A 17,570-nucleotide genomic window follows, 5' to 3' on the forward strand; every position below is an offset into this window, starting at 1 on the left:
AAAAAAAAAGGATAAACTAAAAATTAGTTTATCCTTGATTTTTATAGAATGATTACTTTCATAATTATTCAGAAGCTTCAGTAGTCGTTTCTGATTCAGCAGCAGGGGCTTCAGGAGCAGCAGTTTCAGCTTTTTTAGCTTTACCACCACGACGGCTTTTCGCTTTTTTAACTTCTTTTTTACCTCCGTTGTAAAGTTCATTGAAGTCAACAAGTTCGATCATCGCCATATCAGCGTTATCTCCCAAACGATTTCCAACTTTAATGATACGTGTGTATCCACCTGGACGGTCACCTACTTTAGCAGCAACATCTCTGAACAAATCAGTTACAGCGTATTTGTTACGTAAGTAAGCAAAAACAATACGACGATTGTGAGTCGTATCCTCTTTTGATTTTGTAATTAAAGGCTCAACAAATTGTTTAAGCGCTTTAGCTTTAGCAACAGTAGTGTTAATACGTTTGTGCTCGATAAGAGAACAAGCCATATTAGCCAACATAGCTTTTCTATGTCCAGTCTGTCTGCTTAAGTGGTTGAATTTTTTTCCGTGTCTCATGACGTGTTTTTTTTATCTTCATCTTGCTACAATCCACCATGGAGAGCAAAATATGAAGTAAATTATTCTTTATCTAATTTGTATTTAGCTAAATCCATTCCGAAAGTTAAATTCTTCACTGCAACAAGTTCATCAAGCTCAGTTAAAGATTTTTTACCAAAATTACGGAATTTCATTAGGTCATTTTTATTGAACGATACTAAATCACCAAGTGTATCAACTTCAGCCGCTTTCAAGCAATTTAATGCTCTCACAGATAAATCCATATCAACAAGCTTAGTTTTAAGCAATTGTCTCATATGCAATGACTCTTCATCATACGATTCTGTTTGTGCAATTTCGTCAGCCTCAAGTGTAATTCTTTCGTCAGAGAATAACATGAAATGGTGAATTAAAACTTTAGCAGCTTCAGTAAGAGCATCTTTAGGATTGATAGATCCATCAGTTTTGATTTCAAAAACTAATTTTTCGTAATCCGTCTTTTGCTCAACACGGAAATTTTCGATTGCATATTTTACATTTTTTACCGGAGTAAAAATAGAATCTGTAAAAATCGTTCCAATTGCAGCATTCTGTTTTTTGTTCTCTTCAGCAGGCACGTATCCTCTACCTTTTTCGATAGTTAAATCGAAATTCAATTTGATTTTAGAATCTAAGTTACAGATAACAAGGTCTGGATTTAGAACTTGGAAACCTGAAATAAATTTCTGAAAATCACCTGCTGTTAATTGATCTTTACCAGAAACAGAAATAGTAACTGATTCATTATCGATATCTTCGATCTGACGTTTGAAACGTACTTGTTTTAGATTAAGGATAATTTCGGTAACATCTTCAACAACACCTGAAATAGTAGAAAACTCATGATCTACACCTTCGATACGAACAGATGTAATTGCATAACCTTCTAATGCTGAAAGCAAAACTCTTCTAAGTGCATTACCAACTGTCAATCCGTAACCAGGTTCCAAAGGTCTAAATTCAAATTTACCTTCAAAATCGGTTGAATCGATCATGATAACTTTATCGGGCTTTTGAAAATTAAATATTGCCATAAATTTCGACTAAGTCAATTATTATTTGTTGTACAACTCTACGATTAATTGTTCTTTAATGTTTTCTGGAATTTGAAGTCTTGCAGGTACAGAAACGAAAGTTCCTTCTTTAAGATCATTGTTCCAAGTAATCCATTCATAAACATGACTTGAATTTGATAAAGAACGTTCGATAGCTTCTAAAGATTTAGATTTTTCACGAACTGCAACTTTATCACCAGGCTTAAGGTGGTAAGAAGGAATATTAACTACCTCTCCATTTACAGTAATGTGTCTGTGAGAAACGATTTGACGCGCACCTCTTCTAGATGGAGCAATTCCCATTCTGAAAACAACATTATCTAATCTTGCTTCGCATAATTGTAATAGAACTTCACCAGTTACTCCTTTAGTCGCTGATGCTTTTTCGAATAAATTTCTGAATTGTTTTTCTAAAATTCCATAAGAATATTTAGCTTTTTGCTTTTCCATTAACTGAACAGCGTACTCAGATTTTTTTCCTCTTTTTTTAGCCATCCCGTGTTGTCCAGGTGGGTAATTTCTTTTTTCGAAAGATTTATCATCTCCGAAGATTGCCTCGCCAAATTTACGAGCGATTTTGGTTTTAGGACCAGTATATCTTGCCATTTTAAAAAAAATTTTAAGGTAGAAATTATGAATTCAGGTCTAATCCTTCGATAATTTATGTTCTACCTTGATTATACTATAAAAATAAAAAATTAAACTCTACGTCTTTTTGGAGGACGACATCCGTTGTGTGGCATTGGAGTAACATCAATAATTTCAGTAACTTCGATTCCACCGTTATGAATAGAACGGATAGCAGACTCACGTCCGTTACCTGGTCCTTTTACATAAACCTTCACTTTTTTAAGTCCTGCCTCAAGTGCTACTTTAGTGCAATCTTCTGCTGCCATTTGAGCTGCATAAGGAGTGTTCTTTTTAGAACCTCTGAAACCCATTTTACCAGCTGAAGACCAAGAGATAACTTCACCTTTCTTATTAGTCAAAGAAATAATAATGTTATTAAAAGTGGCAGAAATATGAGCCTCACCCGTTGATTCAACGATAACTTTACGTTTTTTTGCAGTTGCTTTAGCCATATTACTTATTATTTAGTTGCTTTTTTCTTGTTAGCAACAGTTTTTCTTTTACCTTTTCTTGTTCTTGAGTTGTTTTTAGTTCTTTGTCCTCTTAATGGAAGACCAGATCTGTGACGAATTCCTCTGTAACATCCAATATCCATTAAACGTTTAATGTTTAAAGAAATTTCAGAACGTAATTCTCCTTCAATTTTGTAAAATGAAACAGCTTCACGAATTGCTCCGATTTCATCATCATTCCAATCTTGAACTTTTTTATCTTGGCTAACTTGAGCTTTTTCTAAAATCTCAATAGCTCTACTTTTTCCTAATCCGAAGATATAGGTAAGTGCAATAACACCTCTTTTGTTTTTTGGGATATCTACCCCTGCTATTCTTGCCATAATTATCCTTGTCTTTGTTTAAATCTAGGATTCTTTTTGTTTATTACGTACAGTCTCCCTTTTCTACGCACGATAATGCACTCGGCACTTCTCTTTTTTACTGATGCTCTAACTTTCATAGTGAATATCCTTTAATATCGATAAGTAATTCTTGCTTTTGACAAATCGTAAGGACTCATTTCTAGTTTCACTTTATCACCAGGTAATAATTTGATGTAATGCATTCGCATTTTACCAGAAATATGAGCAATTACAATATGTCCATTTTCTAACTCTACACGGAACATAGCATTTGACAATGCTTCTATAATTGATCCGTCTTGTTCTATTGCTGATTGTTTTGCCATAAATAATATTAAGCTACTGCTTTTCTATTTTTACCAGTCTTCATTAAACCATCATAATGTTTGTTTAACAAGTATGAATTGATCTGTTGAATAGTATCTATTGCAACACCAACCATAATTATTAATGAGGTACCTCCAAAAAACATTGCCCAAGATTGTTGTACATCCATAATACTTACAACAATAGCTGGGAACACAGCAATCAAAGCAAGGAATAAAGATCCTGGGAAAGTTATTAAAGACATCACTTTATCAAGGAAATCAGAAGTTTCTGCTCCTGGACGAACGCCTGGAATAAAACCACCGCTTCTTTTTAAATCATCAGCCATTTTGTTAGTAGGAACGGTGATTGCAGTATAAAAGAATGTAAATACAATAATTAAAGTTGCAAAAACAAAATTATACCAGAAACCAAACATATTACTAAATGCACCAACAATAGATTGTGATGTATCTGATTTAGACAATCCAGCCACAGCTGCAGGGATAAACATAATTGCCTGAGCAAAAATGATTGGCATAACTCCAGAAGCATTAAGCTTTAGAGGAATCCATTGTCTATTACCTCCTGCCAAATCTTGTTCGTAATCTCCAGTTGTAGTACGACGAGCATACTGTACTGGGATTTTACGTACTGCCATTGTAAGCAATACACAAGAAATGATAACTAACAGCCACACAATAATTTCAATAACTAATAACATTGGACCTCCATTGTTATTGGTAACACGAGTTGTAAACTCTTGGATAAAAGCTTGCGGTAAACGAGCTAAAATACCAACCATAATTAACAATGAAATACCATTTCCAATACCTTTATCTGTAATTTTCTCACCAAGCCACATAGCAAAAATTGTACCAGTAACTAAAATGATAACAGACGAGAACAAAAATTCAGGTGAATTAAAGCCTAGCAAAAATGCATTACTAGGCAATGTTCTGTATAAATTATAGATATAAGTTGGACCTTGAACCAATGTGATAGCGATTGTCAACCAACGAGTGATTTGATTAATCTTTTTTCTACCACTTTCCCCATCATTTTGAAGTTTTTGTAAATATGGAATCGCAATTCCCATCAACTGAACAACAATAGACGCAGAAATATAAGGCATGATACCTAAGGCAAAAACTGAAGCCTTAGAGAAAGCACCCCCGGTGAACATGTCTAGAATAGATCCTAGACCATTTTTAGTTTGTCCCGCTAAACCAGTCAATTGCGTTGCGTCAATTCCAGGAAGCGTAACGTGTGCTCCAAAACGATATACTAAAAGCAATCCTAAAGTAATTAAGATTCTATTCTTTAGTTCTTCGATTTTCCAAACATTACTTATTGATTCAATAAATTTCTTCATCTTAATAGATAAGTTATATAGTTACAGCTTCTCCACCAGCAGCCTCAATAGCAGCTTTTGCAGTAGCAGTAAATTTGTGGGCAGTTACTTTTAATTTTGCTTTCAATTCTCCTCTACCTAAAATCTTAACGATTTCATTTTTAGAAGCTAGACGATTTGCTACGAAATCTGCCATTGATACAGAATCAGTAATTACACCGTTATCAACTAATAATTGAAGAGTATCTAAATTAACACCTTCGTATTCTTTACGATTGATGTTTTTGAAACCAAACTTAGGTACACGTCTTTGAAGTGGCATTTGACCTCCTTCAAAACCAATCTTTTTAGAATAACCAGAACGAGATTTTGCTCCTTTGTGTCCACGTGCAGCAGTACCACCTTTTCCAGAACCTTCTCCTCTACCTAATCTTTTATTTTGATTGTGTGTAGATCCCTCAGCAGGTTGTAAGTTACTTAAATTCATAACAGTATTTGTTATTTAGCTTCTTCAACAGAAACTAAGTGTTTAACTTTGTTTATCATCCCAAGGATAGCAGGATTTGACTCATGCTCCACAACTTGTCCAATTTTACGTAGACCTAAAGCTTCCAACCCTCTCTTTTGAGAAAGAGGACAGTTGATTTTGCTTCTTACTTGTTTTACTAATAATTTAGCCATAATTTCCTGAATTAACCTTTAAAAACTTTCTCTAAAGAAACACCTCTCTGTTTTGCAACAGTATGAGCACTTCTCATTTGTAATAAAGCATCAAAAGTTGCTTTAACTACGTTATGTGGATTTGATGATCCTTGAGATTTAGACAATACATCGTGAATACCTACTGACTCAAGAACTGAACGAACAGCTCCACCAGCGATAACTCCTGTACCATGAGATGCAGGAATTAAGAATACACGCGCACCACCAAATTTACCTTTTTGTTCGTGAGGAACAGATTGACCATTCAAAGGAATTCTCACTAAGTTTTTCTTAGCATCTTCTACTGCTTTCGCAATTGCTTCAGAAACATCTTTAGATTTTCCTAATCCGTGACCAACTACTCCATTTTCATCACCTACAACTACAATAGCAGAAAAACCAAAAGCTCTACCTCCTTTTGTAACTTTAGTAACACGATTCACACTAACTAGACGATCTTTTAATTCAAGACCACTAGGTTTTACCAATTCTACATTTTTGTATTTAGACATAATATATTAGAATTTAAGTCCAGCGGCTCTTGCGCCTTCTGCTAATGATTTAATACGACCGTGATATAAATATCCACCTCTGTCAAAAGTGATGGTATCAATCCCAGCTTTTAACGCTTTCTCTGCAACTAGTTTTCCAACAGCAGCAGCTACTTCAACGTTAGTACCTTTTCCTATTTCTTTTTCTCTAGAAGATGCAGCTAAGATAGTAACTCCATTTACATCATCAATGATTTGAGCGTAAATTTCTTTATTACTTCTAAAAACAGAAAGTCTAGGTCTTGCAGCAGTACCACTAACCGATTTTCTAATTCTGAATTTAATTCTCTGTCTTCTTTCAGATTTTGTTAATGACATAATCTTATATTTTAAGCTGATTTACCTGCTTTTCTTCTTAATACTTCACCCACAAATTTAACACCTTTTCCTTTGTATGGCTCAGGCTTACGGAAACTTCTGATTTTCGCAGCAACTTGACCTAAAAGTTGTTTATCAAATGATGTTAATTTTACGATAGGGTTCTTACCTTTTTCAGATATTGTTTCTAAAGATACTTCTGGAGCAATTTCTAAAACAATATTGTGAGAATATCCAAGAGCTAAATCTAATTTTTGACCTTGGTTTGAAGCTCTATAACCAACTCCAACTAATTCAAGTTCTTTTGTAAAACCTTCAGATACACCTAAAATCATGTTATTGATTAAAGCTCTGTATAATCCGTGTTTTGCTCTTTGGTCTTTATAATCAGACGATCTTTCAACTGAAATCTGATCGCCTTCAACTTTTACAGTTACGTCCGAGAACTCCTGAGTTAGTTGACCTTTCTTTCCTTTTACTGTAACAACACCTTCGTTAACTTCAACAGTTACACCAGCAGGGATTACAATTGGACTTTTACCTATTCTTGACATCTTATTTAGTCTTTAAAAATTAGTATACGTAACAAATTACTTCACCACCTACATTTAATTGCTTCGCTTGTTTTCCAGTCATCAAACCTTTTGATGTAGAAACGATAGCAATTCCTAATCCGTTAAGGATTCTTGGTAATTTGGCAGCACCTGCATATTTACGTAAACCAGGTTTACTAATTCTTTGGATATCTTTAATTACAGGCTCTTTAGTATCTTTATCATACTTTAAAGCAATTTTGATAGAACCTTGAACTGTGTTCTGCTCAAATTTGTAACTTAAGATGTAACCTTGATCAAATAAGATCTTAGTTATCTCTTTTTTAAGATTAGAAGCTGGAATTTCAACAACTTTGTGGTTTGCAGCCACAGCGTTACGAACTCTAGTCAAATAATCTGCAATAGGATCTGTATACATATGTATTTGATTGCGATTATGGTTTTCAGGAAGCACCCCGCTTCCTGAACCTTTAATCAATTTATAAACTTTTTTAAATTACCAGCTTGCTTTTTTCACACCTGGAATTAATCCATTGTTAGCCATTTCACGGAAAGTTACACGTGAAATACCGAATTGACGGATGTAACCTCTTGGTCTTCCAGTCAATTTACAACGGTTATGCAAACGAACAGGTGAAGCGTTTTTTGGTAATCTTTGTAAACCTTCATAGTCTCCAGCTTCTAATAAAGCTTTTCTCTTCTCAGCATACTTAGCTACCGTTTTCTCTCTTTTCACCTCGCGGGCTTTCATTGATTCTTTAGCCATGTCTTAATTCTTTTTAAAAGGTAATCCTAATTCAGCCAATAATGACTTCGCTTCCTTGTCTGTTTTTGCAGTAGTAACAAATGTAATATCCATTCCTGAAATTTTGTTTACTTTGTCAATATCAATTTCTGGGAAAATGATTTGCTCTAAAACTCCAAGATTGTAGTTACCTCTTCCGTCAAAACCAGTAGCCTTAATACCATTGAAATCTCTAACACGTGGTAAAGCAGAAGTAATCAGTCTATCTAAAAACTCATACATTCTTTCTCCACGTAAAGTTACTTTTGCTCCAATAGGCATCCCTTTTCTTAATTTGAAAGACGCAACGTCTTTCTTAGAAATTGTAGATACTGCTTTTTGTCCAGTGATCTTTGTTAACTCATCAACTGCATAGTCAATAAGTTTTTTATCAGATACAGCTGCACCAACTCCACGGCTCAAAACGATTTTTTCAAGTTTAGGAACTTGCATTACGTTTGTATATCCGAACTCTTCTTTAAGAGCAGAGATTACTCTACTCTTATATTCTTCTTTTAGTCTAGGTGTATATGCCATTACTATAGTACTTGATTAGATTTTTTTGAAAATCTTACTTTCTTATCTCCTTCTACTCTGATACCTACTCTAGTTGTCTCCTTAGTTTTAGGATCAATTAAAGCAATGTTAGAAATTTGAATAGAAGCTTCTTTCTTAACGATACCACCTTGAGGGTTTTTAGCACTTGGTTTAGTGTGTTTTGAAACCAAGTTAACACCTTCAACTATCGCTTTGTTTTTTTCACGGTAAACACGTAAAACTTTACCTTCAGCACCTTTATGGTCTCCAGCAATAACTCTTACGATATCTCCTGATTTTATTTTTAGCTTTATCATCTTAAAACGAATTAAAGCACTTCTGGTGCTAATGATACAATTTTCATGAATTGTTTTTCACGAAGTTCTCTTGCTACCGGACCAAAAACACGAGTTCCTCTCATTTCCCCTGCAGCATTCAAAAGAACACATGCATTGTCATCGAAACGGATATAAGAACCATCAGCTCTTCTCACTTCTTTTTTAGTACGCACAACAACTGCAGTTGAAACAGCTCCTTTTTTCACGTTTCCGTTTGGAGTTGCATCTTTGATAGAAACTACAATTTTGTCACCAACAGAGGCATATCTTCTTTTAGTACCTCCTAAAACACGAATAGTTAAAACTTCTTTAGCTCCCGTGTTATCTGCTACTTTTAGTCTTGATTCTTGTTGTACCATAATTATTTAGCTCTTTCTAAGATTTCAACTAATCTCCAACATTTTGTTTTACTTAAAGGACGCGTTTCGCTAATTCTTACAGTATCACCAATGTTACAGTCGTTTTTTTCGTCGTGTGCAACGTATTTTTTAGTTTTCAACACGAACTTACCGTATAATGGGTGTTTTACTTTTCTTACTTCAGAAATAACGATAGATTTATCCATCTTATTTGAAGTAACAACACCTATTCTTTCTTTTCTTAAATTTCTTTTTTCTTCCATCTTTCAGCAGAATACAATTATTGTAACTCTCTTTTAGTTAACTCTGTAGCTAGTCTTGCAACTGTTCTTCTAACGCTTCTGATTTGAAGTGGGTTAGCAATTGGAGAAATAGCGTGAGCCATTTTTAGGTCAGCATATACTTTCTTAGTTTGACTAAGCTTTTCTTGCAACTCCGCTGCAGAAAGATCTTTTATTTCTGATTGTTTCATAATAAATATAAATTATGCTTCGAAATCTCTAGCAACGACGAACTTAGTTTTTACTGGAAGTTTTTGAGCTGCAAGACGTAAAGCCTCTTTTGCAACTGACAATGGAACCCCTCCAACTTCAAACATAATTCTTCCTGGTTTAACAACAGCAGCCCAATACTCAACTGCTCCTTTACCTTTACCCATACGTACTTCAAGAGGTTTCTTAGTGATAGGTTTGTCTGGGAAAATTTTAATCCATAATTGTCCTTCTCTCTTCATGTAACGAGTTGCAGCGATACGTGCAGCTTCGATTTGACGAGATGTTAAGAACATTCCATCTTCATGTACAGATTTAATACCAAACATTCCATTTGAAAGTTCATGCCCTCTTTGAGAGTTACCCTTCATTCTACCTTTTTGTACCTTACGGTATTTTGTTCTTTTAGGCTGTAACATTTTTCTTTAGTTTAAAAATTTACTTTCTTTTACGAGCGTCTGGTTTTCCACCTTTGTTAAAGTTAGATTTGCCTCTAGGAGCATCTCCACCTTTTCCACCACCTGTACCAGATTGTTTTTTGTCCATTCCAGCAAGTGGAGAAAGTTCTCTCTTACCGTAAACTTCACCTTTCATGATCCATACTTTGATACCCATTCTACCGTAAGTAGTATGAGCTTCAGCCAAAGCATAATCAATGTCAGCTCTGAAAGTTGATAGAGGAATTCTACCTTCTTTAAAACCTTCTGAACGCGCCATCTCAGCACCATTTAAACGACCAGAAATCAAAACTTTTATACCTTCAGCGTTCATACGCATAGAAGCAGCAATAGCCATTTTGATTGCACGTCTGTAAGAAATACGGCTTTCGATTTGACGAGCGATGCTTGTAGCCACAAGATAAGCATCTAGCTCAGGTCTTTTAATTTCAAAGATGTTGATTTGAACCTCTTTGTCAGTAACTTTCTTAAGTTCTTCTTTTAACTTATCTACCTCTTGTCCACCTTTTCCGATAATGATACCAGGTCTAGCAGTAGTGATAGTAACGGTTACAAGTTTCAAAGTTCTCTCGATGATTACTTTAGATACACTAGCTTTTGATAAACGAGCGTGGATATACTTTCTGATTTTGTGATCTTCAGCTAATTTATCGCCGTAATCATTTCCACCATACCAGTTTGAGTCCCATCCTCTGATGATACCAAGTCTATTTCCAATTGGATTTGTCTTTTGTCCCATGCTGCTTAAGAATTGCTTTGTGTGTTATTGATAGCTCCAAGCACGATTGTTACGTGATTAGAACGTTTTCTTATTCTGTGTGCACGACCTTGTGGAGCTGGACGAAGTCTTTTTAACATCATTCCACCATCTACTCTGATCTCTTTAACAAATAATCCAGCTTCTTCTAAATTACCTTCACTATTTTTTTGCTCCCAGTTATTGATTGCAGATAATAATAGTTTTTCTAATTTTCTTGAAGCTTCTTTAGAACTGAATCTTAAAATGTTAAGTGCTCTTTCTACCTTCTGACCTCTTACCAAGTCCGCTACTAAGCGCATTTTTCTAGGTGAAGTAGGGCAGTTATTCAATTTTGCGAAAGCGATAGACTTATTAGCCTCTTTTCTCGCATCTGCTGTTTCTCTTTTACGAACTCCCATTGCTTCTTTTATTTTTTACCTTTATTTTTTGCTCCAGCATGACCTCTAAAAGATCTAGTTGGTGAAAACTCTCCTAATTTGTGACCTACCATGTTTTCTGTTACGTAAACTGGTACAAATTGACGACCGTTATGAACTGCGATAGTTTGTCCAACGAAATCTGGTGTAATCATTGAAGCTCTAGACCAAGTCTTAACAACTGCATTTTTACCACTTTCTACGTTTTCTTGAACTTTCTTGTCTAATTTATAATGAACGAAAGGTCCTTTTTTTAATGAACGTGCCATATCTTATTATTTCTTTCTACGTTCTACGATATACTTGTTACTCGGGTTTTTCTTAGAACGAGTTCTGTAACCTTTAGCTGGCAATCCGTTTCTTGAACGTGGGTGCCCTCCAGAAGAACGTCCTTCACCACCTCCCATAGGGTGATCAACAGGGTTCATCGCTACTGGTCTAGTTCTAGGTCTTCTTCCTAACCATCTTGTTCTACCCGCTTTACCAGATACAACTAATTGGTGGTCAGAGTTAGAAACAGCTCCAATTGTAGCTGAACAAGTCAACAAGATTAATCTTGTCTCACCTGATGGCATTTTAATTGTTGCGTATTTCCCGTCTCTTGCCATTAACTGAGCAAAAGTTCCAGCTGAACGAGCGATAACAGCTCCTTGTCCTGGACGTAACTCAATACAAGATATAACAGTTCCAAGAGGAATTCTGCTTAAAGGCAAAGTATTACCGATCTCTGGTTGAGACTCTGGTCCAGAAACTAATTTCTGACCCACTTTCAATCCGTTTTGAGCGATAATATAAGTTTTCTCTCCATCAGCATAAGCTAATAAAGCAATAAATGCAGTACGATTTGGATCGTATTCGATTGATTTCACTGTAGCTGGAATTCCATCTTTAGTTCTTTTGAAATCGATGATACGATATCTCTGCTTGTGACCACCACCCGTATAACGCATGGTCATCTTTCCTTGACTATTTCTACCTCCTGAGTTTTTTATCGGTGCTATCAAAGAGCGTTCCGGCTTATCAGTTGTAATAGCGTCATAACCATTCACAACTCTAAATCGCTGACCCGGGGTAATAGGTTTTAATTTTCTTACTGACATTTTTCTATCTTAGATATTGTTGTAAAAATCAATTGTTTCTCCTTCTTGTACTTGAACAATTGCTTTTTTGTATGCATTTGTCTTTCCACTGATTAAACCACTTTTAGTGTATTTAGTAGATCTATCTGGTCTCACATTCATTGTGTTAACAGAAACGATAGTCACTCCATAAGCAGCCTCTACAGCTTTCTTAATCTCAACTTTGTTTGCTTTTTTGTTAACAACGAATCCGAAGCGGTTTAGAACTTCACTTTCTTTGGTTACTTTTTCCGTTACTATAGGTCTAATTATGATGCTCATATTCCTATTATTTACTTAAATTTTCTTCAATTAACTCTAAAGAACCTTCCAAAAGCACTAAATTGTTAGCGTTTAATATTGCGTAAGTGCTTAATTCTGAGCTAGTTACGACATTTGAAGCCTTTAAATTACGTGACGACAAATATACGTTTTTATTTGACTCACCCAACACAAATAAAGATTTTTTATTCTCTAACCCTAAAGCTTTCAAAACGTTAATGAAATTTTTAGTGTTTGGCGCTTCAAAATTAAAGTCTTCTACAACTACGATATTTGACTCTTTTGCTTTGATTGAGAAAGCAGATTTTCTAGCCAATCTTTTTAAACCTTTATTCAATTTGAATGAATAACTTCTTGGTCTTGGTCCGAAAACTGTTCCACCACCTTTAAACAATGGACTCTTAACACTTCCTGCACGAGCAGTACCAGTTCCTTTTTGTTTTTTAATCTTACGTGTACTTCCAGCAACTTCAGCTCTTTCTTTAGCTTTATGAGTACCTTGTCTTTGATTAGCAAGATATTGCTTAACATCAAGATATACAGCGTGATTGTTTGGTTCAATTGCGAATACTGAATCAGAAAGTTGAACTTTTCTTCCAGTATCTTTTCCGTTGAAATCTAATACTTTTACTTCCATTACTTCTGAATGATTACATAAGAGTTTTTGTGTCCAGGAACACATCCTTTAACAACAAGTAGATTCTTATCAGCAACTACTTTTAAAACTCTAAGGTTTTGAACTTTTACATTTTCTCCTCCCATTCTTCCAGCCATACGCATTCCTTTGAATACTCTAGATGGATAAGAAGAAGCTCCTACAGAACCTGGCGCTCTTAAACGGTTGTGCTGACCATGAGTAGCTTGCCCAACACCACCAAAACCGTGACGTTTAACAACACCTTGGAAACCTTTACCTTTAGACACACCTTGTACATCTACAAATTCTCCTTCTTCAAAAATAGTAACATCAATAAGATCTCCTAATTTTTGTTCAGTTGCAAAATCTTGGAATTCAACGACTTTTTTCTTAGCAACAGTTCCAGCTTTTTTAAAGTGCCCTAAAGCAGCTTTAGTAGAATGTTTCTCGTTTTTGTCATCGAAACCAAGTTGCAACGCTTCATACCCGTCAACCTCGTTGGTTCTGACTTGGGTAACAACGCATGGTCCAGCTTCGATTACTGTACAAGGAATGTTTTTCCCGTTTTCATCGAAGATACTAGTCATGCCGATTTTCTTACCAATTAACCCAGACATAAATATTAATTATTAATTACTAAAATTCCCTTCAATTTGAAAATAACAGAAATTTCCAAACAGGGAGTGCAAAAGTAGATATTAAAATCGAATAAACCAAACGGTTACAAAAATTAAATCGCTCATTATCAAAATCCAAGCATCAAAACACCGTCAAAACAAACTTTATTGACACTAAAATTGAAGCTTATTTTCCCCATCTGCAAACATTTTACTGATAACAATTAATTAATAAAATCACAGCAAAAAAAACTCACATCCCTTTAAAACAAAGGCTTTTACAAAATCTACAAAATCACAAACCTTTAAAATTCCACTAATTAAAACTAACTTTTACAAACAAAAAAAGCGAGACAAAAAATGCCTCGCTTTTTATATAAAAAAATATAAAAAAATTATACTTTAATCTCTACTTCAACCCCACTTGGCAATTCAAGTTTCATTAAAGCATCAATAGTTTTAGATGAAGATGAATAAATATCAATCAATCTCTTGTATGACATTACTTCAAATTGCTCTCTCGCTTTTTTGTTAACGTGCGGAGAACGCAATACAGTGAAAAGTTTTTTGTGAGTTGGTAATGGAATTGGACCTGTTACAACCGCCCCAGTAGTTTTTACTGTTTTTACGATTTTTTCAGCAGATTTATCTACCAACATGTGATCGTAAGATTTTAGTTTTATTCTGATTTTTTGACTCATTTTCTTAAAATTAAGCGTTACCTTTTGCTTTTTTGATTACCTCTTCTGAAATATTAGAAGGTGTTTCTGCATAATGAGAAAACTCCATTGTAGATGTTGCTCTACCAGATGACAATGTTCTTAATGTAGTAACATAACCAAACATCTCAGCTAATGGCACATCCGCCTTAATAGTTTTCGCTCCGTTTCTATCACCCATATCATTAACTTGACCTCTACGACGGTTCAAGTCACCTACGATATCACCCATATTTTCTTCTGGAGTGATAACTTCGATTTTCATAATAGGCTCCAAGATAACAGCTCCAGCGGCTTTACCAGACTCTTTATAACCCATTCTTGCCGCTAATTCAAAAGAAAGAGCATCAGAATCCACAGGATGGAAAGATCCATCCAATAAAGTAACTTTTAAACTATCCACAGCATATCCAGCCAAAGGCCCAGTTTTCATAGCTTCACGGAAACCTTTTTCAACAGCAGGAATATACTCTTTAGGAACGTTACCTCCTTTAACCTCATTTACGAACTGTAATCCTACAGGAACTTTACCATCAACTTCATCAGCAGGCTCAATTCTAAATACGATATCACCGAATTTACCACGACCTCCAGATTGTTTTTTGTAAGTTTCTCTATGTTGAGCAGATTTAGTAAACGCCTCTTTGTACTCTACTTGCGGCTCACCTTGATTAACCTCTACTTTAAACTCACGTTTCATACGATCAACTAAGATATCCAAGTGAAGCTCACCCATACCAGAAATAATAGTTTGACCTGAAGCCTCATCAGTTCTTACAGTAAACGTTGGATCCTCTTCAGCTAATTTAGCCAAAGCCATACCCATTTTATCAACGTCAGCTTTAGTTTTTGGCTCAATAGCAATACCAATTACAGGCTCTGGGAATTTCATAGATTCCAAGATAATTGGACTCTTCTCATCACACAAAGTATCTCCAGTTTTGATATCTTTAAATCCTACAGCAGCTCCAATATCTCCAGCCTCAATAAATTCGATTGGATTTTGTTTGTTAGCGTGCATTTGGTAAATACGAGAAATTCTCTCTTTGTTACCAGAACGAGTATTTAAAACATAAGAACCAGCATCTAAACGTCCAGAATAAGCACGGAAGAAAGCTAAACGACCTACGAATGGGTCAGTAGCAATTTTAAATGCCAAAGCAGCAAATGGCTCTTTTACATCTGGTCTACGGATAATTTTAGTTTGATCTTCTTCTAATAATTCAGCATCATCAGGGTGAATTCCTTCAATACCTTCTTTATCCAATGGAGATGGCAAATATTTACAAACAGCATCTAACATGAACTGAACTCCTTTGTTTTTAAAAGAAGAACCAGCAAGCATAGGAATGATAGCCATATCAATTGTAGCAGCTCTCAATGCATTGTTAATCTCTTCCTCTGTAATAGAGTTCTCATCCTCCATATACTTATCTAAAAGATTTTCGTCATAAGTCGCAATCTCTTCGATAAGAATAGAACGGTAATGCTTAACGTCATCAACCATATCAGCCGGGATATCCACAACATCAAAAGTCGCTCCTTGAGTTTCATCATGCCACACGATAGCTTGATTTTTAACTAAGTCAACAATACCTTTAAAATCTGCTTCATCACCAATAGGCAAAGTAATTGCAACCGCATTCGATTTCAACATATCTTTAACCTGTCCGCATACAGCTAAAAAGTTAGCACCTTGACGGTCCATTTTATTTACGAATCCCATACGAGGAACTCTATATTGATCAGCAAGTCTCCAGTTAGTCTCTGATTGAGGCTCAACACCATCAACAGCACTAAATAAGAAAACCAAACCATCTAACACACGTAAAGAACGGTTTACCTCTACAGTAAAGTCAACGTGCCCAGGAGTATCAATAATATTAAAATGGTATGCTTTTGAATCTGGCAAAACTTTACCTTGCTCAGTTGGAAAGTTCCAAGTACAAGTTGTAGCAGCAGAAGTAATTGTAATACCTCTTTCTTGCTCTTGCGCCATCCAGTCCATTGTTGCAGCACCATCATGAACCTCACCAATTTTATGTGATTTTCCAGTATAAAAAAGAATACGCTCAGTTGTTGTTGTTTTACCAGCATCAATGTGAGCAGCGATTCCGATATTTCTTGTATATTTTAAATCTCTAGCCATTTCTTACGAATTAAAATCTAAAGTGAGAGAATGCTTTATTAGCTTCTGCCATTTTGTGAGTATCCATTCTTTTCTTAACCGCAGCACCTTCTTCTTTAGCAGCAGCTAAACACTCAGCAGCTAAACGTTGCGCCATAGATTTTTCATTTCTTCTTCTTGAATAAAGTATCAACCACTTCATTGCCATAGAAATTTTTCTATCTGGACGAATCTGCATTGGAATTTGGAATGTAGCTCCACCAACTCTACGGCTACGTACTTCTACGTGAGGCATAACGTTAGTTAAAGCATCTTTCCAAATCTCTAATGAAGTCTTCTCATCATTTTGCTTTTTAGTTTCAATGATATCAATAGCATCATAAAATACTTTAAAAGCTGTAGATTTCTTACCATCCCACATTAAGTTATTCACAAAACGTGTTACTAATTGGTCATTAAACCTTGGATCCGGTAAAAGTGGTCTTTTCTTTGCCGCTCTTTTTCTCATGTCTTTTTCTTAAAAGTTTTTAAATTACTTTTTTGCTTCTTTTGGGCGTTTAGCACCGTACTTAGATCTTCTTTGCGTTCTTCCTGCAACACCTGACGTATCAAGCGCTCCACGAACGATGTGATATCTAACACCTGGTAAATCTTTTACCCTTCCACCTCGCACTAATACTATCGAGTGCTCTTGTAGATTATGTCCTTCTCCTGGGATGTAAGCATTCACCTCATTACCATTTGTCAAACGTACACGCGCAACTTTACGCATTGCAGAGTTTGGTTTTTTTGGTGTAGTAGTGTAAACACGCGTACAAACCCCTCTTCTTTGAGGACAAGAATCTAAAGCAACCGATTTACTCTTCTTAGTGATCTGAGTTCTTCCTGTTCTTACTAATTGTTGAATTGTTGGCATAATTAATACTAAAAATTATTATGTTTATTAAATTCCCGCTTTTTACGGGGTTGCAAATGTATAAAATAATTTTCACTATACAAACGTTAAATCATTAATTTTCAACA

32 protein-coding genes are annotated in these 17,570 nt (G+C 35.3%); all 32 read right to left on the bottom strand.

Annotation, left to right across the window (positions count from 1 at the left end; translation table 11 throughout):
• Positions 1 to 64: 64 nt before the first annotated feature.
• Complete coding sequence (gene rplQ, locus ACNRYB_RS01710) at positions 65 to 556, bottom strand: 50S ribosomal protein L17 (RefSeq protein WP_008464331.1); 492 nt, start codon at positions 554 to 556, stop codon at positions 65 to 67.
• 62 nt (positions 557 to 618) lie between these two features.
• Positions 619 to 1,611, bottom strand: coding sequence for a DNA-directed RNA polymerase subunit alpha (locus ACNRYB_RS01715; protein ID WP_008464329.1), 993 nt, complete (start codon positions 1,609 to 1,611; stop codon positions 619 to 621).
• Positions 1,612 to 1,632: 21 nt separating this feature from the next.
• Positions 1,633 to 2,238 carry a 30S ribosomal protein S4 gene (gene rpsD / locus ACNRYB_RS01720; protein ID WP_008464326.1) on the bottom strand — a complete coding sequence of 202 codons (606 nt, stop codon included), beginning with the start codon at positions 2,236 to 2,238 and terminating at the stop codon, positions 1,633 to 1,635.
• A 92-nt stretch (positions 2,239 to 2,330) separates the two neighbouring features.
• Positions 2,331 to 2,714, bottom strand: coding sequence for a 30S ribosomal protein S11 (rpsK, locus tag ACNRYB_RS01725; RefSeq protein WP_008464324.1), 384 nt, complete (start codon positions 2,712 to 2,714; stop codon positions 2,331 to 2,333).
• Positions 2,715 to 2,722: 8 nt separating this feature from the next.
• On the bottom strand, positions 2,723 to 3,097 hold the full coding sequence (gene rpsM, locus ACNRYB_RS01730) for a 30S ribosomal protein S13 (protein WP_008464322.1): 375 nt from the start codon (positions 3,095 to 3,097) through the stop codon (positions 2,723 to 2,725).
• Between the two features lie 2 nt (positions 3,098 to 3,099).
• On the bottom strand, positions 3,100 to 3,216 hold the full coding sequence (gene ykgO, locus ACNRYB_RS01735) for a type B 50S ribosomal protein L36 (protein ID WP_002987490.1): 117 nt from the start codon (positions 3,214 to 3,216) through the stop codon (positions 3,100 to 3,102).
• Positions 3,217 to 3,228: 12 nt separating this feature from the next.
• Positions 3,229 to 3,444, bottom strand: a complete 216-nt coding sequence (gene infA, locus ACNRYB_RS01740; RefSeq protein WP_007136545.1) for a translation initiation factor IF-1 — start codon at positions 3,442 to 3,444, stop codon at positions 3,229 to 3,231.
• An 8-nt stretch (positions 3,445 to 3,452) separates the two neighbouring features.
• Complete coding sequence (gene secY, locus ACNRYB_RS01745) at positions 3,453 to 4,799, bottom strand: preprotein translocase subunit SecY (RefSeq protein ID WP_008464318.1); 1,347 nt, start codon at positions 4,797 to 4,799, stop codon at positions 3,453 to 3,455.
• 13 nt (positions 4,800 to 4,812) lie between these two features.
• Positions 4,813 to 5,265, bottom strand: a complete 453-nt coding sequence (gene rplO / locus ACNRYB_RS01750) for a 50S ribosomal protein L15 (protein WP_008464317.1) — start codon at positions 5,263 to 5,265, stop codon at positions 4,813 to 4,815.
• 11 nt (positions 5,266 to 5,276) lie between these two features.
• Complete coding sequence (rpmD, locus tag ACNRYB_RS01755; protein ID WP_008464315.1) at positions 5,277 to 5,459, bottom strand: 50S ribosomal protein L30; 183 nt, start codon at positions 5,457 to 5,459, stop codon at positions 5,277 to 5,279.
• Between the two features lie 11 nt (positions 5,460 to 5,470).
• Complete coding sequence (rpsE, locus tag ACNRYB_RS01760; RefSeq protein ID WP_085949269.1) at positions 5,471 to 5,995, bottom strand: 30S ribosomal protein S5; 525 nt, start codon at positions 5,993 to 5,995, stop codon at positions 5,471 to 5,473.
• A gap of 3 nt (positions 5,996 to 5,998) precedes the next feature.
• Positions 5,999 to 6,349, bottom strand: a complete 351-nt coding sequence (gene rplR / locus ACNRYB_RS01765) for a 50S ribosomal protein L18 (RefSeq protein WP_008464310.1) — start codon at positions 6,347 to 6,349, stop codon at positions 5,999 to 6,001.
• 11 nt (positions 6,350 to 6,360) lie between these two features.
• On the bottom strand, positions 6,361 to 6,903 hold the full coding sequence (rplF, locus tag ACNRYB_RS01770; protein ID WP_129747959.1) for a 50S ribosomal protein L6: 543 nt from the start codon (positions 6,901 to 6,903) through the stop codon (positions 6,361 to 6,363).
• A 19-nt stretch (positions 6,904 to 6,922) separates the two neighbouring features.
• Positions 6,923 to 7,321 (bottom strand): 30S ribosomal protein S8, encoded by a 399-nt coding sequence (gene rpsH / locus ACNRYB_RS01775; RefSeq protein WP_008464306.1) that lies wholly within the window; start codon positions 7,319 to 7,321, stop codon positions 6,923 to 6,925.
• A 78-nt stretch (positions 7,322 to 7,399) separates the two neighbouring features.
• A complete protein-coding gene (gene rpsN, locus ACNRYB_RS01780; protein WP_008464305.1) occupies positions 7,400 to 7,669 on the bottom strand; it encodes a 30S ribosomal protein S14 in 270 nt (89 codons plus the stop codon).
• 3 nt (positions 7,670 to 7,672) lie between these two features.
• Complete coding sequence (gene rplE / locus ACNRYB_RS01785; protein ID WP_008464302.1) at positions 7,673 to 8,224, bottom strand: 50S ribosomal protein L5; 552 nt, start codon at positions 8,222 to 8,224, stop codon at positions 7,673 to 7,675.
• A 2-nt stretch (positions 8,225 to 8,226) separates the two neighbouring features.
• Entirely contained in the window at positions 8,227 to 8,541 is a 315-nt protein-coding gene (rplX, locus tag ACNRYB_RS01790; protein ID WP_008464300.1) for a 50S ribosomal protein L24, read from the bottom strand.
• 11 nt (positions 8,542 to 8,552) lie between these two features.
• Positions 8,553 to 8,921, bottom strand: a complete 369-nt coding sequence (gene rplN, locus ACNRYB_RS01795; protein WP_007803649.1) for a 50S ribosomal protein L14 — start codon at positions 8,919 to 8,921, stop codon at positions 8,553 to 8,555.
• A gap of 2 nt (positions 8,922 to 8,923) precedes the next feature.
• Positions 8,924 to 9,184, bottom strand: coding sequence for a 30S ribosomal protein S17 (rpsQ, locus tag ACNRYB_RS01800; RefSeq protein WP_008464298.1), 261 nt, complete (start codon positions 9,182 to 9,184; stop codon positions 8,924 to 8,926).
• A 17-nt stretch (positions 9,185 to 9,201) separates the two neighbouring features.
• Positions 9,202 to 9,393, bottom strand: coding sequence for a 50S ribosomal protein L29 (gene rpmC, locus ACNRYB_RS01805; protein WP_008464297.1), 192 nt, complete (start codon positions 9,391 to 9,393; stop codon positions 9,202 to 9,204).
• A gap of 12 nt (positions 9,394 to 9,405) precedes the next feature.
• On the bottom strand, positions 9,406 to 9,831 hold the full coding sequence (gene rplP / locus ACNRYB_RS01810) for a 50S ribosomal protein L16 (RefSeq protein WP_008464295.1): 426 nt from the start codon (positions 9,829 to 9,831) through the stop codon (positions 9,406 to 9,408).
• A 19-nt stretch (positions 9,832 to 9,850) separates the two neighbouring features.
• Positions 9,851 to 10,609 carry a 30S ribosomal protein S3 gene (rpsC, locus tag ACNRYB_RS01815; protein ID WP_008464292.1) on the bottom strand — a complete coding sequence of 253 codons (759 nt, stop codon included), beginning with the start codon at positions 10,607 to 10,609 and terminating at the stop codon, positions 9,851 to 9,853.
• A 5-nt stretch (positions 10,610 to 10,614) separates the two neighbouring features.
• Positions 10,615 to 11,028: a 50S ribosomal protein L22 gene (gene rplV / locus ACNRYB_RS01820; RefSeq protein WP_007803631.1), complete on the bottom strand. Its 414-nt coding sequence runs from the start codon at positions 11,026 to 11,028 to the stop codon at positions 10,615 to 10,617.
• Between the two features lie 8 nt (positions 11,029 to 11,036).
• The gene (gene rpsS, locus ACNRYB_RS01825; RefSeq protein ID WP_008464288.1) at positions 11,037 to 11,315 is read right to left on the bottom strand and encodes a 30S ribosomal protein S19; all 279 of its coding nucleotides are present in this window, start codon (positions 11,313 to 11,315) and stop codon (positions 11,037 to 11,039) included.
• Positions 11,316 to 11,321: 6 nt separating this feature from the next.
• Positions 11,322 to 12,146 carry a 50S ribosomal protein L2 gene (rplB, locus tag ACNRYB_RS01830; protein ID WP_008464287.1) on the bottom strand — a complete coding sequence of 275 codons (825 nt, stop codon included), beginning with the start codon at positions 12,144 to 12,146 and terminating at the stop codon, positions 11,322 to 11,324.
• Between the two features lie 9 nt (positions 12,147 to 12,155).
• The gene (gene rplW / locus ACNRYB_RS01835; protein WP_008464286.1) at positions 12,156 to 12,446 is read right to left on the bottom strand and encodes a 50S ribosomal protein L23; all 291 of its coding nucleotides are present in this window, start codon (positions 12,444 to 12,446) and stop codon (positions 12,156 to 12,158) included.
• A 7-nt stretch (positions 12,447 to 12,453) separates the two neighbouring features.
• On the bottom strand, positions 12,454 to 13,083 hold the full coding sequence (gene rplD / locus ACNRYB_RS01840; RefSeq protein ID WP_129747960.1) for a 50S ribosomal protein L4: 630 nt from the start codon (positions 13,081 to 13,083) through the stop codon (positions 12,454 to 12,456).
• A complete protein-coding gene (gene rplC / locus ACNRYB_RS01845; protein WP_111379743.1) occupies positions 13,083 to 13,700 on the bottom strand; it encodes a 50S ribosomal protein L3 in 618 nt (205 codons plus the stop codon). Before rplC ends, rplD begins: the two co-directional genes overlap by 1 nt.
• A gap of 395 nt (positions 13,701 to 14,095) precedes the next feature.
• Positions 14,096 to 14,401, bottom strand: coding sequence for a 30S ribosomal protein S10 (rpsJ, locus tag ACNRYB_RS01850; protein WP_007803605.1), 306 nt, complete (start codon positions 14,399 to 14,401; stop codon positions 14,096 to 14,098).
• A 10-nt stretch (positions 14,402 to 14,411) separates the two neighbouring features.
• Positions 14,412 to 16,568 carry an elongation factor G gene (gene fusA / locus ACNRYB_RS01855; RefSeq protein ID WP_473729070.1) on the bottom strand — a complete coding sequence of 719 codons (2,157 nt, stop codon included), beginning with the start codon at positions 16,566 to 16,568 and terminating at the stop codon, positions 14,412 to 14,414.
• Positions 16,569 to 16,578: 10 nt separating this feature from the next.
• Complete coding sequence (rpsG, locus tag ACNRYB_RS01860; protein WP_008464282.1) at positions 16,579 to 17,055, bottom strand: 30S ribosomal protein S7; 477 nt, start codon at positions 17,053 to 17,055, stop codon at positions 16,579 to 16,581.
• A gap of 24 nt (positions 17,056 to 17,079) precedes the next feature.
• Positions 17,080 to 17,463, bottom strand: coding sequence for a 30S ribosomal protein S12 (gene rpsL / locus ACNRYB_RS01865; protein ID WP_007136570.1), 384 nt, complete (start codon positions 17,461 to 17,463; stop codon positions 17,080 to 17,082).
• Between the last annotated feature and the right edge of the window lie 107 nt (positions 17,464 to 17,570).

This window comes from Flavobacterium sp. CR10 (assembly GCF_055814415.1).

Excerpts from the sequence above, each read along its gene's own strand:
- rplQ (WP_008464331.1), bottom strand. The coding sequence starts at position 556 with ATGAGACACGGAAAAAAATTCAACCACTTAAGCAGACAGACTGGACAT.
- ACNRYB_RS01715 (WP_008464329.1), bottom strand. The coding sequence starts at position 1,611 with ATGGCAATATTTAATTTTCAAAAGCCCGATAAAGTTATCATGATCGAT.
- rpsD (WP_008464326.1), bottom strand. The coding sequence starts at position 2,238 with ATGGCAAGATATACTGGTCCTAAAACCAAAATCGCTCGTAAATTTGGC.
- rpsK (WP_008464324.1), bottom strand. The coding sequence starts at position 2,714 with ATGGCTAAAGCAACTGCAAAAAAACGTAAAGTTATCGTTGAATCAACG.
- rpsM (WP_008464322.1), bottom strand. The coding sequence starts at position 3,097 with ATGGCAAGAATAGCAGGGGTAGATATCCCAAAAAACAAAAGAGGTGTT.
- ykgO (WP_002987490.1), bottom strand. The coding sequence starts at position 3,216 with ATGAAAGTTAGAGCATCAGTAAAAAAGAGAAGTGCCGAGTGCATTATC.
- infA (WP_007136545.1), bottom strand. The coding sequence starts at position 3,444 with ATGGCAAAACAATCAGCAATAGAACAAGACGGATCAATTATAGAAGCA.
- secY (WP_008464318.1), bottom strand. The coding sequence starts at position 4,799 with ATGAAGAAATTTATTGAATCAATAAGTAATGTTTGGAAAATCGAAGAA.
- rplO (WP_008464317.1), bottom strand. The coding sequence starts at position 5,265 with ATGAATTTAAGTAACTTACAACCTGCTGAGGGATCTACACACAATCAA.
- rpmD (WP_008464315.1), bottom strand. The coding sequence starts at position 5,459 with ATGGCTAAATTATTAGTAAAACAAGTAAGAAGCAAAATCAACTGTCCT.
- rplR (WP_008464310.1), bottom strand. The coding sequence starts at position 6,349 with ATGTCATTAACAAAATCTGAAAGAAGACAGAGAATTAAATTCAGAATT.
- rplF (WP_129747959.1), bottom strand. The coding sequence starts at position 6,903 with ATGTCAAGAATAGGTAAAAGTCCAATTGTAATCCCTGCTGGTGTAACT.
- rpsH (WP_008464306.1), bottom strand. The coding sequence starts at position 7,321 with ATGTATACAGATCCTATTGCAGATTATTTGACTAGAGTTCGTAACGCT.
- rpsN (WP_008464305.1), bottom strand. The coding sequence starts at position 7,669 with ATGGCTAAAGAATCAATGAAAGCCCGCGAGGTGAAAAGAGAGAAAACG.
- rplE (WP_008464302.1), bottom strand. The coding sequence starts at position 8,224 with ATGGCATATACACCTAGACTAAAAGAAGAATATAAGAGTAGAGTAATC.
- rplX (WP_008464300.1), bottom strand. The coding sequence starts at position 8,541 with ATGATAAAGCTAAAAATAAAATCAGGAGATATCGTAAGAGTTATTGCT.
- rplN (WP_007803649.1), bottom strand. The coding sequence starts at position 8,921 with ATGGTACAACAAGAATCAAGACTAAAAGTAGCAGATAACACGGGAGCT.
- rpsQ (WP_008464298.1), bottom strand. The coding sequence starts at position 9,184 with ATGGAAGAAAAAAGAAATTTAAGAAAAGAAAGAATAGGTGTTGTTACT.
- rpmC (WP_008464297.1), bottom strand. The coding sequence starts at position 9,393 with ATGAAACAATCAGAAATAAAAGATCTTTCTGCAGCGGAGTTGCAAGAA.
- rplP (WP_008464295.1), bottom strand. The coding sequence starts at position 9,831 with ATGTTACAGCCTAAAAGAACAAAATACCGTAAGGTACAAAAAGGTAGA.
- rpsC (WP_008464292.1), bottom strand. The coding sequence starts at position 10,609 with ATGGGACAAAAGACAAATCCAATTGGAAATAGACTTGGTATCATCAGA.
- rplV (WP_007803631.1), bottom strand. The coding sequence starts at position 11,028 with ATGGGAGTTCGTAAAAGAGAAACAGCAGATGCGAGAAAAGAGGCTAAT.
- rpsS (WP_008464288.1), bottom strand. The coding sequence starts at position 11,315 with ATGGCACGTTCATTAAAAAAAGGACCTTTCGTTCATTATAAATTAGAC.
- rplB (WP_008464287.1), bottom strand. The coding sequence starts at position 12,146 with ATGTCAGTAAGAAAATTAAAACCTATTACCCCGGGTCAGCGATTTAGA.
- rplW (WP_008464286.1), bottom strand. The coding sequence starts at position 12,446 with ATGAGCATCATAATTAGACCTATAGTAACGGAAAAAGTAACCAAAGAA.
- rplD (WP_129747960.1), bottom strand. The coding sequence starts at position 13,083 with ATGGAAGTAAAAGTATTAGATTTCAACGGAAAAGATACTGGAAGAAAA.
- rplC (WP_111379743.1), bottom strand. The coding sequence starts at position 13,700 with ATGTCTGGGTTAATTGGTAAGAAAATCGGCATGACTAGTATCTTCGAT.
- rpsJ (WP_007803605.1), bottom strand. The coding sequence starts at position 14,401 with ATGAGTCAAAAAATCAGAATAAAACTAAAATCTTACGATCACATGTTG.
- fusA (WP_473729070.1), bottom strand. The coding sequence starts at position 16,568 with ATGGCTAGAGATTTAAAATATACAAGAAATATCGGAATCGCTGCTCAC.
- rpsG (WP_008464282.1), bottom strand. The coding sequence starts at position 17,055 with ATGAGAAAAAGAGCGGCAAAGAAAAGACCACTTTTACCGGATCCAAGG.
- rpsL (WP_007136570.1), bottom strand. The coding sequence starts at position 17,463 with ATGCCAACAATTCAACAATTAGTAAGAACAGGAAGAACTCAGATCACT.